Here is a 12,917-nt window from a genome sequence, read left to right on the forward strand (position 1 = left end):
CAGCTAAAATAGAGGATGCCTTCCGTTTCCGCCTCCCCCTTCGTCCACCTGCGCGTCCACTCCGAATTTTCGGTTGTCGACGGCGTGGTGCGTATCTCCGACCTCGTCAAGCAGGTCGCCGCCATGGACCAGCCCGCGGTAGCCCTGACCGACCTGTCCAATATGTTCGGGTTGATCAAGTTCTACCGGTCGGCCCGTTCCAAAGGCGTCAAGCCAGTGGCGGGCTGCGACGTGTGGGTCACCAACGACGCCGATCGCGACAAGCCCTTCCGCATGCTGCTGCTGGTGCGCAATCATCAGGGTTACCTGAACCTGTGCGAACTGCTGTCGCAGGCGTTCCTGACCAATCAGAACAAAGGGCGAGGCGAGCTGCGGCCGGAATGGCTGGAAACGCTCAGCGACGGCCTGATCGCGCTGTCGGGCGGCCGGTTCGGCGACATCGGCCAGGCGATCGAGCAGGGCAATCTGCCTGCGGCGGCCGAATTGGCGCACAGGTGGGCGGCGGTGTTTCCCGGTTCTTTCTACATTGAACTGCAACGCGCCGGCCGCGAGGGCGATGAAACCTATGTGCAGGCGGCCATGCGTCTGGCGGCCGAATGCGGCTTGCCGGTCGTGGCGACGCACCCGGTGCAGTTCCTGACGCGCGAGGACTTCCGGGCGCATGAGGCCCGGGTGTGTATCGCCGAGGGCGAGTTGCTGGCCAACCCGCGCCGGCAGCGCCGCTTTACCGAAGACCAGTATCTGCAGTCGACGGAAGAAATGATGGCGAAGTTCGCCGATGTCCCGTCGGCGATCGTGAATACGGCGCACATTGCGCAACGATGCAACCTGACGCTGGAACTGGGCAATCCCAAGCTGCCCAACTTCCCGACGCCCGATGGCGTGACGCTGGACGAGTACCTGGTGCAGTTGTCGAAGGAAGGCCTGGAAAAGCGGATGCTGACGCTGTTTCCCGACGACGCCGACCGCGAGGCGCATCGCGAGGAATACGAAACGCGGCTGGACCGTGAATGCAAGACCATCATCGGGATGGGCTTTCCCGGCTACTTCCTGATCGTGCAGGACTTCATCAACTGGGGCAAGAGCAACGGCGTGCCGGTCGGACCGGGCCGGGGCTCGGGCGCCGGGTCGCTGGTCGCATTCAGCCTGGGCATTACCGACATCGACCCGCTGCGCTATGACTTGCTGTTCGAACGATTCCTGAATCCCGAACGCGTTTCCATGCCTGACTTCGATATCGACTTCTGCCAGGACAATCGCGACAAGGTCATTGAATACGTGAAGGTCAAATACGGCCGCGACGCCGTGAGCCAGATCGCCACCTTCGGTACGCTGGGCGCCAAGGCCGTGATCCGCGATGCGGGCCGCGTGCTGGACCTGCCCTACATGTTCTGCGACGGTCTGTCCAAGATCATCCCGCATTCGCCCGCCGACCCCTGGGACCTGGAACGTGCCCTGAATGAAGAACCTGCCTTCAAGGAACGTTACGACAACGACGAAGAAGCGCGGGCGCTGATCGATCTGGCGCGGCCGCTGGAAGGCCTGACGCGCAACATCGGCATGCACGCCGGGGGGTGCTGATCGCCCCGGGCAAACTGACCGATTTCTGCCCGCTGTACTGCCAGCCTGGCCAGAGCCAGACGGCCATGTCGCAGTACGACAAGGACGACGTGGAATCGGTCGGCCTGGTCAAATTCGACTTTCTGGGCCTGCGCAACCTGACCATCCTGGACTGGGCCGTGCGCTACGTGCGCGAGTTCAATCCAGGCAAGCGCGACTTCGACGTCATGGCCTTGCCGCTGGACGACCTGGGTGCGTACAAGCTGCTGAGCGACGGCAACACCACGTCGGTGTTCCAGGTCGAATCCCGCGGCATGAAGGAACTGCTCAAGAAACTGCGTCCCAGCAACTTTGAAGACATTATTGCCGTGCTGGCCTTGTTCCGTCCGGGCCCGCTCGGTTCGGGCATGGTCGATGACTTCGTCAACCGCAAGCACGGCCGCGCCAAGGCCGAATATTTCCATCCGGACCTGGAAGCCACGCTGAAAAGCACGTACGGCGTGATCGTGTATCAAGAACAGGTGATGCTGATCTCGCAGCTGATCGGCGGCTATACGCTGGGCGGCGCCGACTTGCTGCGCCGCGCGATGGGCAAGAAGAAGGCCGAGGAAATGGCCAAGCATCGCGAAATCTTCCAGAAGGGCGCGGCCGAAAAGGGCTATGACACCGACCTGGCGGTCACCCTGTTCAACCTGATGGAAAAGTTCGCGGAATACGGCTTCAACAAGTCGCATACCGCCGCCTACGCGCTGATCACGTATCAGACCGCCTGGCTCAAAGCGCATCACCCGGCTGAATTCATGGCCGCGACGATGTCGTCCGATATGGACGATACCGACAAGATGCAGATCTTCTGGGCCGACACCCTCGCCAACAAGGTGGCGATCCTGCCGCCCGACGTCAATCTGTCGGGCTACCGGTTCGAGCCGGTGCAGGACGAGCATGCCGCCAAGGGCAAGCCGCCCCGCACGATCCGTTACGGACTGGGCGCCGTGAAGGGTACAGGGCAGGGCGCGGTCGAAGAGATCATCCGTGCGCGGACAGAAGGCGGTCCCTTCAAGGATTTGTTCGACTTCTGCCGCCGCGTGAACAAAAACGCCGTCAACCGCCGCACGATCGAAGCCATGATCAAGGCCGGCGCGTTCGATGCGTTTTCCGACAGCCGCGCCGCCTTGCTTGCCACGGTCGGCACCGCCATGGAAGGCGCCGAACAGGCTGCGCGTGCCGCCAGCCAGGTGTCGCTGTTCGGCGGTGACGACCATGCCGACCTGTCGGGCGAACTGGCTCGCGTTGAACCCTGGGACGAACGTGAACGCCTGGGTCACGAGAAATCGGCGCTGGGCTATTACTTCAGTGGCCACCTCTTCGATGCGTATCGCCATGAGGTCAAGCGTTTCGTGCGCGGCACGTTGGCGCAACTGCAGCCCAGCCGTGACCTGCAATGGATGGCCGGCATTCTGGTTGGTGTCCGCGTGATGATGACCCGCCGCGGCAAGATGGTGTTTGCGGTGCTCGACGACGGCAGCGCGCAGGTCGAAGTGTCGGTGTTCAACGAACTGTACGAAGCCAACCGGAGCCGTCTGCGTGAAGACCAGTTGCTGATCGTGTCTGGCAAGGTCACCAACGACGAATATTCGGGCGGCACGCGGATCGTGGCTGAAGCGGTCATGGACCTGCAGATGGCGCGCGAAGCCAAGGCCCGCGCTCTGTCGATCCGCTTGAATGGCAATGCGCAAACGCAGCTGCTGAAGGACATGCTGTCGCCGTACCGGGCCGAACCGCAAAACGGCTACCCTGGCACGCCGGTCGAGATCGTCTACAACCAGGGCGAAGCCAAGTGCGTGGTCCGGTTGAGCGAAGACTGGCGTGTGCGCGTGCCGGATGTGTTGCTGCAGCAGCTGGGCAAGGTGATTGGCAATCCGGCGGATGTCGCGCTGGAGTATTGAGGCACGTGGGCAGAAGCAGGTCGGCGTGCTTGTGATCGACGTACGTGGGCAGAAGCAGGTCGGCGTGCTGAGTATCGACGTACGTGGGCTTGCATGCCAGAAAAGTGCGGCAACAACGACCCGTTTAGCGGCGTAATCGGCGATGGGCTTGTCATTGGCGGCGACGATTGACGTGCCTGCCAAGGCATCGTCTCCCCTACGGGATTGCGTCGGCGTGGACGCGTGCCGCGCCGGCTGGTTCGCGGCCAGGCACGATGCGTCGACCGGCCGCCTGCGGCACACGGTCTTTGCCACCTTTGCCGACCTGCTGGCCTGGGCGCCCGCGCCCGCGGTCATCGCGATCGACATCCCCATTGGACTGTCCGACGCCGGACACCGCGCTTGCGACTCAGCCGCGAAGGCCTTGCTTGGCGGACGCCGTGGGCTATCGGTCTTCCACACCCCCGTGCGCCAGACCTTGGCAAGCCTGGACCTTCCCGCCGTCGACGCGTATCGCCACGCCCTTGCGACCCATCGCGCGGTTGCTGGCGTGGGGATCTCGAAGCAGGCCTTCTATCTGCTGAAGAAAATTGCCGAGGTCGATGCCGCCCTGGCCACGTCGGCGGCGGATGCGTCACGCGTGTTCGAAGTGCATCCCGAAGTGGCCTTCGCCGCGCGCCGTGCAGCGCTGCACGATCAGCCCTTGATCGGCATTGCAGAATCCAAACACACGCAGGCAGGGCATGACATGCGGCTTGGGCTGTTGCCCGAAGCGTATCGTGCGTCCGCCGAGCAGGCCATTGCCGAACGGGCGGGGCAGGCATCCGCCTATGGCCGCGACGACGTGCTCGATGCGTTCATCTGCCTGTGGTCGGCGCTGCGGATCGACAGTGGCGTGCATGTGCGTTTGCCGGCTGAGGAGGATGCGCCCGACGCGCGCCTGCCGCGCATTCATTATTGATCGGCTTCGCAGAAGGTAGATTCATCACGCTTGTCGATCACGCCTGGCTGACCTGGGCGTTCAGCTTGATCCCTAATGCGTGCATGACCTTCAGAATGGTGGCAAAACTCGGATTGCCGTCGCCTGACAGCGCCTTGTAAAGGCTTTCTCGACCCAGCCCGGTCTCCTTGGCGAGTTGAGACATGCCTTTAGCACGGGCGATATTCCCAAGCGCTTTCGCAATGAATGCCGCATCGTCACCTGCTTCATCCATGCAAGCCTGCAGGTACGCAACCATGTCGTCTTCGGTCTTCAGATATTCAGCGCTGTCCCACTTCTGTAGCTTGAGGGCACCCATGCTTATGACTCCCGCAGTTGCTGCGCCAACAACAACGCAGCGTTGATGTCTTCGGTTTGGGTGGACTTATCGCCGCCCGCCAATAGAACAATGATTTCAGATCCACGTTGAACGAAGTAGACCCGGTACCCCGGGCCATAGTGCACACGCATCTCTGAGACGCCTTGGCCGACTGGAACACAATCACTAAGGTTTCCACCTTCTGCGCGGTCGATGCGCGCTTGAATTCTTTTTGACGCCATCTTGTCGCGTAACCGCGAGAACCAAGAATCGAACACTGCAGTCGTAAATATGGTCGTCATCGTTCTGTATAAAACAGGATACACCCAGGCGGGTCACGTCGCAAGGATGCTGCCTGGTGATGGCAGACGTATATGAGTCGAGTTTGTTTACGGACGCCTTGGTCCGGCAGTTGCACAGAGCCGGTGGATGGCTAGAACGATGGAAGGTGGCGCTGATGACGGGTGCCAGCGAAGGTAGCTGAGACGAAATTGTGGGATGCTGGCAGCACAACGAAGCATCGTCAGTCTGGCGAAGGCACGGTGTGCAATGCCGCCAAGGCAGCCACCTCCAAAGACGGCGTTCATTGCGTTCACCGTGATGCTTGTGAGGCGATGGAAAGCAGAGGACCTCCAGGCCAGCTTCGTCAGCCCAAGCGACACCGCTACGCACCTGATGGCTTGAGCGGTCCACGAGCAATAGAACAGGCGGCGGTGGTCACGTGCCACCTGGCGCTGCAGCGCATCAGGCAAACAAATACTTCTCGTAGAAAAGGTGGAGCACTGCTCTGGTGATGGCGGCGGCACCCGCGATGAACGATGGCGGCTCGCGACGGCTAAGTTGGCATGATCGCCAACGCTAGCTCACCCCCGACGCGCCGCCTCGATGACCGAGATATCGATTTTGCCCATGGTCATCATTGCGTCAAACACGCGTTTTGCCGCGGCCTGATCCGGATCCGCCATCCCGTCGGTCAAGGCCCGTGGCGTGATCTGCCACGACAGTCCCCACTTATCCTTGCACCAGCCGCACGCACTTTCCTGGCCGCCATTGCCAACGATCGCATTCCATAGCCTGTCGGTTTCGGCCTGGTCATCGGTGGCAACCTGGAACGAGAACGCTTCGCTGTGATGAAAGGTCGGACCGCCGTTCAGGCCCAGGCACGGGACGCCCATGACCGTGAATTCCACGGTCAGGACGTCGCCTTGCTTGCCGGACGGGTAGTCACCCGGCGCGGTGTGCACTGCCTTGATAGCGCTATCGGGGAAGGTGTCGGCGTAGAAGCTGGCCGCTTCTAGCGCGTCGTGGTCGTACCACAGGCAGATCGTGTTCTTGCTGACCACTGCGGCTCTCCTTACCTGTCGCACGCCTGACACCAAAATGTTCTTGTACTTGTACCACGCTGCAATGGCCGATTAGGCCTTCACATACCTGAAGTTGAACGCGTTTGCGCTTTCGTCAACCGGTCTGATGTGGCCGCTAGCTCGCAACTTTTGTAAAGCCAACTTGACCTTCTGCATGTCGTCTTCGCCGCTAAGTTGTCTTACGAGCTTGTTGGTAATCTCTGCTGTAGGATTGTCGTAAAAGTAGCTTAAGACCACATCTTCAACCGATGCAATTTTCTGATGTTTTATTGTGACAACAAACGCATTTTCTTTCTCTTCGAAAATCGGCGCTATTAAACCTGCCTTCTTCAGTTCGTTCTTTGCCGTGTCCAGCCCTTCGCCGATGTCGTGATTCACTGGATTCGGCAAATTATGCAACATGCGAACGATATTGGGATTGCGCGAAAAACGTTCCTCATAGAGGTTGTCTACGCTCATATACCCGGGCAAACGTCCAGGACTTTGGACCTCAACGCGATTATCGAAGACCCTTACATGGATATCGTCGTTTAAACTATAGTCACGATGTATAACTGCATTCACAAGAATTTCTTTAAGTGCTTCTGCTGGATACTTTAGTTTGACGAGTTGATTTCCATCTTGAAATGTCACTCCGTCAATGTATCTGGCTACCTGGTCGATTGTGCCTCGAATAACTTGCTCTACTGGCCCGTTGATGGTAACAGGCATCTCCTCCAACTGCTCTCGTTTGTAGTCTTTATCAGTGGTTCTGAGCCTGTAAACCTTAACGGCGCAACGCGTATCCAGCGTTGCTTGTGGTACGTCATCAAAAAGAAGCACGCAGCCCACGTTGGGAATGCGGTCACTTCCGCTCGTGGTCAAAAGTCGTTGCTTACGAAGAAATGTGGGCCCGTCCAGTTTCGACCCAATTCGAGTCATGTAATCAAGCAGTAACCGGCTTTCCAGTAATTCCTTGATCTCAACATCCGCTACAGGCTTGCGTTCGTATAATTCTGCTCCTTTCGAATATCCGAGCTGCGTTATTCTTTCGCCTTTTATTTTCCGCTTCGCTGCATTGATTCGAATGAAGCAGTCACCACTTGCTGTATAGTGCACCTTCGGACTTTTCGGTACGGCCAAGTGCAAGATATAGCCATTTTCCTCTGTCTTTAAAAAGGTTACTCCAACATTTTCTACGGACGGAAGCGTTTCTTCGAGCAACGTCGTGATTATTGCGTTTGCTTCTTCATGTTCGGTGAATCCGATTAATCTTTCACCCTGCACTGCGCCATCCTCGACCCCAACATATAGATCACCCCCGTCCGAGTTGGCAAACGCCACAAACGTTTCTTGAAGCTTAGACGGAGCAATTCGCTTACTTTTAATATCGTTGAAATGATCCTCGCACAGCAAAAGCAGCCTTGATGTTTCGTCTTGCGACAGCTTGATCGTTTCCATGGCGCCTGTTAGTCAACGTGGGTAGATGTAAGATAGACTGCTTCGATAATAACGAGGCGTATCAAATGCCGCTACCGGGATTTCTTTAGCTTGCGCAGCTATCCATTAACGACCGACGGGTTGAGTCCGCCCCAGCAGCGGCCACGACTGCGTCGCCGGATCGGCGTCCGTTTCTTGCAGATACTGCGCCCACACCACCGACAACGCGACGATGAAGAACAGCAAGGACGGGTGATTCGTAAACGTCGTGTTGGTCAATCCATACAGACCGAACGAACCAATCATCGCCACAACCCCCGCACCGCCCAGCGACCGCAGCGCCGGGCGTGTGTGACGGCGACGCAGCAGCCCGGCCAGCGGCAACACATACACCAGCGCCAACGCCAGTCCGCCGACCGTTCCGGCGCGCGCCATCGCATCCAGCCACTCATGGTGCGCGACGTTCTGCGTGTAGATGTCGCTGGACTTGAATTGCTCGGTATTCTTGCGATGGAGCTCGTCTTTGTACCGGGTGGGGCCAATGCCGAAAGCGGGGTGTTCCTGCCAGATCTGGAAGCTGATTTTCCACATGGCCAGGCGGGCGCCCACCGAGCTTTCGGATTTCTTCTGCGGATCGGCAATGGACAGGTCGCGCGAGGCGTCGTCGATGCGGTTGGAGATCACCCGGGATGCGGTCGGGAAGGCCAGTGTGACCAGCACGATGTGGGCCACCAGCAGGATGACGGCGGTCTTGCGGGGCAGGCGGGCCAGGTGCATCAGCAGCAGGATGACGAAGGGCACGAGCAGCGGCCAGCCGCCCCGGGTCACTGACAGCAGGGAGGCCCACATGCCGCCCCAGCCGGCCAGGGCCAGCAGGATGCCGATCTTGCGCGGCTTGGCATACAGGGCGCCGACGCCGCACAGCAGGCCAAGCAGGATGCTGAGGTTGCCGTAGGGGTTGGCGGCGGTGAAGCCTTGCGAACGGCCGTAGCCCAGGCTGAAGATCTGGTAGGTGGACACGATGCCGGTCAACACCGACCCCACGGCGATGCCCAGCCAGAAGTATTTGAAGTCGATGTGGCGGCGCGCGGCGACCAGCACGAAGACGATGGGCATCAGCAGCAGCCATCGGTTCGGATAGTCCAGGCCGCGCATCGAATCGCCGGTCATGATCACGGACAGCAGGAAGGCCAGGAAGAAGCAGAGGAAGGGCACCCAGATCGGCGCGGTATCGCGGCGAACCTCCCTCCATTTCACAGCATGGCTGCGGATCAGCGGCACCAGGCAGGCCAGCGAGATCAGCAGCGGAATGACGGCGGCGATGCCGTAGCCACCCTTGACGCCCACAAGTGTCGCCGGAAGCAGGAACAGACTTACGGACAGCAGCCAGTACAGGCGGTGGGGGGCAGGGCAGGCGTCATCGGGGTAATCCTGTGTCGTAAATAACGGAGGGCGGCGCAGAGAGTAGCAGGTGATTGCCCCTGCTGCGCATGGCCTAGGCAGGCTAGGTCAAAGTACGCAGGGCCCCAGTTGCAGTCACAGATGTCGCCGCAAACAAGCGCCGCTCAAAAATGAAACTGCTCAGCGATGTGTCCGCTCGACACCAAGCGAGTACTGCTCAATGGTAGCAATGCTCAAGATCGGGCGAGATCGACATTGCACTTGCTCAGGGCAACGCCGCGATGCTGCTGCCCACCAGCGCGAACCGCGCCGACCGTTCGACTTCGTCCAGGGTCGGCCAGGCTGTGTCCGACCCCAGACACACGGCTTTCTTGGACCATGGCCCGGTGCGTTCCCGCCGCGTCACGCCAAACAGGGTGATCTGCCGTGCGCCCGCGGCCGCCGCCACATGCGACGTGCCGGAGTCATTGCAGACGACCAGGGCTGCACGTTGCGTCAGGGTAGCAAACGCACCCAGCGGCAGCGCAGGCAGGATCGTTGCCGACGGCACGGCCGCGCGGGCCTGCTCGACTTCGTGCGCAGGCGGGCAGATGACGCACGTCCAGCCGTCGCGCTGCAGCGACGTGGCCAGGGCGCCGAATTCCGGCCAGGCCTTGGGCTTGCCGTGGTGCAGTCCGGTGGCGGTGGGGGACAACAGGACAAACGGCTCGTTCACGCCCGCCTCGGCCAATGCCGCATCGGCCGCTGCATGATGCGCATCGGTCAGCGGTAGGCCCAGGGTCGCCTCGGGTTCTTCCGGCACCGAACCGTCGACTCCCCAGCGCCACAACGCCAGCCGCGCCAGGTCATGGAAAATCTCGACTTCATGGCGCCCTTCGCGCTTGTTGAACGGCCATTTGAGCAGCAGGCTGCGGCCATCGCCGCGATAGCCCGCGGCGCGGATGCCGGCCAGACGGAACGCGGCGGCGCTGGACAGCGAATTGGTGAACACGACGCCCCGCGCGCCGCGCCCGACCGGATAACGGGACCGGATGGCAGCCAGGTCGGCGCGCCAGCCGTTACCGATCGGCACGAAGCCCGCGGGTGCCAGGCCGGCAAACAGGTCTTCGGCCCAGGGCCGGCCGCACAGGATGATGGGCAGGCCAGCTGCCTGCAGCCGCTTGATCGCGGGCAGGCACATGCAGGCATCGCCTACCCAATTGGGCAGCCGTAGATACAGGTAGTCGGTCATGTCGGAAAAATGAGAGCGGGGGAAGTATCGGCAGCCGGCTCAATGGGCCCTGGCCGGCCTACCCGCGTACAATCGGTCGGACCCCGATTGTAAGCGTCAGGCGGCCGTGCCCCGGGCACGGCCACGTCAGCCACGGCGCGTTCATGAGCAAGCAGTGACTTCCCAACCTGTCAAAACCTATCTCTGGCGCCAGATCTACGGGCGCGTCCTCCGTTATTGGCCGCGTCTGGCCATGGGCCTGCTGTGCCTTGTGGGCGTCGCCGCGTCCCAGCCGCTGCTGGCCGTGCTGATGAAGCCGATGCTGGACGGCGGTTTCAGTGGCGCCAAGCCGCATTATGTATACACGGTGCCGGCCATCATCATCGGCATCTTCCTGGTGCGGGGGTGTTGTCTTTCGCCAGCGAATACCTGCTGGCCTGGGTGGCGAACAGCGTGCTGGCGGACCTGCGCAAGGAAATGTTCGACCGGCTGCTGCGGCTGCCCGATACCTACTTCAAGAGCATGGGCTCGTCGGTGCTGCTGAATCGCTTCGTGGTCGACGCCACCAATGTCATGCAACTGGCCACCGATGTCATCACGACCCTGGTGCGCGAAACCCTGATCGTGGTGTTCCTGGTCGGTGTGCTGCTGTACCTGTCCTGGCAGATGACGCTGATCGCCGTGGTGGCGTTCCCGCTGTCAGCCTTCATCATGCGGCGCATTTCGCAGCGCATTCGCCGGATCAATCGCGAAACGATCGTCATGAATGGCGAGCTGACCCGGGTGGTCAGCGAAGGTATCGACGGCCAGCGGGTCATCAAGCTGTTTGGCGGGTATGAGCAGGAAAACAGCCGCTTCTGGGAAATCAACAACCGCCTGCGCCGCTTTGCGATGCGCAACACCGTGGCGTCGGCCGCTGCGTCGCCCATCACGCAAACCATTGCCGCCGTGGCACTGGCCATCGTGGTGGCAACCGCACTGAATCAGTCCGGATCCAACCAGATCACGGTCGGGGGCTTTGCGGCGTTCGTGACGGCCATGATCCAGATGCTGGATCCCCTCAAGCGCCTGGCCAATGTCACCAGCCCCATGCAGCGCATGCTGGTGTCGGCCGAAAGCGTGTTTGCGCTGCTGGACCAGGACGTCGAAGTCGACACGGGCACCCGCACGCTGCCCGAGCCGGTGCGGGGTCATATCGTGTTCAAGGACGTCTCGCACCAATTCCCGAACACGGACCGGCTGACGCTGAACCAGGTGTCCTGCGAAATCCTGCCTGGACAGACGGTGGCGTTCATCGGCCGGTCCGGCAGCGGCAAGACCACACTGATGTCGATGCTGCCGCGCTTTACGCTGCCTTCGGGCGGCATGATCTGCGTAGATGGCGAGAATATTGAAGCGCTGACGCTGGAAAGCCTGCGCTCGCACATTTCGCTGGTGAGCCAGGACGTGGTGCTGTTCGACGACACCATTGCCGCCAACGTGGGCTATGGCGTGAACGGCAAACCTTCGGACGACGCCATCCGCAGCGCGCTGGCCGATGCCAATCTGATCGAATGGGTCGATTCCCTGCCCAACGGCATCCACAGCCGCGTGGGCGAAAATGCCGCGCATCTGTCGGGCGGGCAACGTCAGCGTCTGGCCATCGCCCGCGCGCTGATCAAGAACGCGCCGATCCTGATCCTGGACGAAGCCACGTCGGCGCTGGACAACGAGTCGGAACGGCAAGTGCAGGCGTCGCTGGAACGGCTGATGAAGGGCCGGACGACCCTGGTGATCGCGCACCGTCTGTCCACCGTCCAGAACGCTGATCGTATCGTGGTGCTGGACCAGGGTCGGATCGTGGAAGAAGGCGCGCATGCGCAGCTGATGGAAAAGAACGGCCTGTACGCGTCCTTGTACCGTATGCAGTTCCACGACTCGGCCAATAGCGAAGTGGCGACGGTTTGAGGTGAAGCGCGGCGGACGCTCAGGAGGAGCGACCGCCACGTCTTGCTAGTTAGTAGCTGCCCCAGCGCTCTCCCGACGCCCATCACGCCGCGCTCAAATACCCCCGCAACGAATCCGCATCCCGCCGGAACGCATCCGACGTGCCGTTCCACGCGATCTGGCCTTTCTCGATGATGTAGTGCCGATCCGCCGTCCGCAGCAGGGGGCCCAGGTTCTTGTCGATGCACAGAATGGCCAGGCCTTCGTTCTTGAGCGTCTGCAGGCAGGACCAGATCTCGGCACGGATCAAAGGCGCAAGCCCTTCGGTCGCCTCGTCCAGAATGATCAGCTTGGGATTGGTCAGCAGCGCGCGCGAGATCGCCAGCATCTGCTGTTCGCCGCCCGACAGGTGCGCGCCCAGGTTCCGCTGGCGTTCCTGCAGGCGGGGGAACAACTGGTACACCCGTTCCACCGTCCATGGATTGGCCTGTTTCAGGCCATTGTGGGCCGTGGCGACGAGGTTTTCGTGCACCGACAGGTTGGGAAAGATATGGCGGCCTTCGGGGACGAGCCCAACGCCGAAGCGCGCGACGCGGTACGACGGTTCCTTGTGGATGGGCTTGCCGTCGAACCGGATGGTGCCGCGCGAGGGCGGCATCAGGCCCATGATGGTCTTGACGGTGGTGGTCTTGCCCATGCCATTGCGGCCCAGCAAGGTCACGAATTCGCCTTCTTCGATCTTCAGGCCCATGTGGAACAGGACCTGGCTGTTGCCATAGCTGGCGGCAATGTCATCGACTTCGAGCAGCGCCAT

9 protein-coding genes and 2 pseudogenes are annotated in these 12,917 nt (G+C 61.1%); 4 read left to right on the plus strand and 7 right to left on the minus strand.

The window, feature by feature from the left end; genetic code table 11:
* Positions 1–15: 15 nt before the first annotated feature.
* The 3 genes and pseudogenes from dnaE to ACNANG_RS20370 all read left to right on the plus strand — a co-directional run.
* Positions 16–3,170, plus strand: a pseudogene (gene dnaE, locus ACNANG_RS20360) (DNA polymerase III subunit alpha); the annotation flags it as partial.
* Between the two features lie 144 nt (positions 3,171–3,314).
* Positions 3,315–3,506 (plus strand): hypothetical protein, encoded by a 192-nt coding sequence (locus ACNANG_RS20365; protein ID WP_420227608.1) that lies wholly within the window; start codon positions 3,315–3,317, stop codon positions 3,504–3,506.
* Positions 3,507–3,654: 148 nt separating this feature from the next.
* Complete coding sequence (locus ACNANG_RS20370; RefSeq protein WP_420224535.1) at positions 3,655–4,446, plus strand: DUF429 domain-containing protein; 792 nt, start codon at positions 3,655–3,657, stop codon at positions 4,444–4,446.
* A 37-nt stretch (positions 4,447–4,483) separates the two neighbouring features.
* Here ACNANG_RS20370 and ACNANG_RS20375 read toward each other — a convergent pair whose 3' ends face one another.
* The 6 genes from ACNANG_RS20375 to ACNANG_RS20400 form a co-directional block, all read right to left on the minus strand.
* A complete protein-coding gene (locus ACNANG_RS20375; protein ID WP_420224536.1) occupies positions 4,484–4,783 on the minus strand; it encodes an addiction module antidote protein in 300 nt (99 codons plus the stop codon).
* A gap of 2 nt (positions 4,784–4,785) precedes the next feature.
* Positions 4,786–5,085: a type II toxin-antitoxin system RelE/ParE family toxin gene (locus ACNANG_RS20380; RefSeq protein WP_420224537.1), complete on the minus strand. Its 300-nt coding sequence runs from the start codon at positions 5,083–5,085 to the stop codon at positions 4,786–4,788.
* A gap of 561 nt (positions 5,086–5,646) precedes the next feature.
* Positions 5,647–6,126, minus strand: coding sequence for a VOC family protein (locus ACNANG_RS20385; protein WP_420224538.1), 480 nt, complete (start codon positions 6,124–6,126; stop codon positions 5,647–5,649).
* A 72-nt stretch (positions 6,127–6,198) separates the two neighbouring features.
* A complete protein-coding gene (locus tag ACNANG_RS20390) occupies positions 6,199–7,587 on the minus strand; it encodes an ATP-binding protein (RefSeq protein WP_420224539.1) in 1,389 nt (462 codons plus the stop codon).
* Positions 7,588–7,692: 105 nt separating this feature from the next.
* Positions 7,693–8,913, minus strand: a complete 1,221-nt coding sequence (locus ACNANG_RS20395; RefSeq protein ID WP_420224540.1) for an O-antigen ligase family protein — start codon at positions 8,911–8,913, stop codon at positions 7,693–7,695.
* Between the two features lie 319 nt (positions 8,914–9,232).
* A complete protein-coding gene (locus tag ACNANG_RS20400; RefSeq protein WP_420224541.1) occupies positions 9,233–10,198 on the minus strand; it encodes a glycosyltransferase family 9 protein in 966 nt (321 codons plus the stop codon).
* 232 nt (positions 10,199–10,430) lie between these two features.
* Here ACNANG_RS20400 and msbA point away from each other — a divergent pair.
* Positions 10,431–12,124: pseudogene (msbA, locus tag ACNANG_RS20405) on the plus strand (lipid A export permease/ATP-binding protein MsbA).
* A gap of 82 nt (positions 12,125–12,206) precedes the next feature.
* On the opposite strand, the gene ACNANG_RS20410 reads toward msbA, so the two are convergent.
* Positions 12,207–12,917 carry an ABC transporter ATP-binding protein gene (locus ACNANG_RS20410; protein WP_420224542.1) on the minus strand — a complete coding sequence of 237 codons (711 nt, stop codon included), beginning with the start codon at positions 12,915–12,917 and terminating at the stop codon, positions 12,207–12,209.

The sequence above is a fragment of the Pigmentiphaga litoralis genome (genome assembly GCF_048632615.1).
GTDB lineage: Bacteria > Pseudomonadota > Gammaproteobacteria > Burkholderiales > Burkholderiaceae_B > Pigmentiphaga > Pigmentiphaga litoralis_B.

What these genes read in the sequence shown, in the direction of transcription:
- ACNANG_RS20400 (WP_420224541.1), bottom strand. Translation starts at nt 10,198, where the DNA reads ATGACCGACTACCTGTATCTACGGCTGCCCAATTGGGTAGGCGATGCC.
- ACNANG_RS20380 (WP_420224537.1), bottom strand. Translation starts at nt 5,085, where the DNA reads ATGACGACCATATTTACGACTGCAGTGTTCGATTCTTGGTTCTCGCGG.
- ACNANG_RS20390 (WP_420224539.1), bottom strand. Translation starts at nt 7,587, where the DNA reads ATGGAAACGATCAAGCTGTCGCAAGACGAAACATCAAGGCTGCTTTTG.
- ACNANG_RS20375 (WP_420224536.1), bottom strand. Translation starts at nt 4,783, where the DNA reads ATGGGTGCCCTCAAGCTACAGAAGTGGGACAGCGCTGAATATCTGAAG.
- ACNANG_RS20365 (WP_420227608.1), top strand. Translation starts at nt 3,315, where the DNA reads ATGCTGTCGCCGTACCGGGCCGAACCGCAAAACGGCTACCCTGGCACG.
- ACNANG_RS20410 (WP_420224542.1), bottom strand. Translation starts at nt 12,917, where the DNA reads ATGGCGCTGCTCGAAGTCGATGACATTGCCGCCAGCTATGGCAACAGC.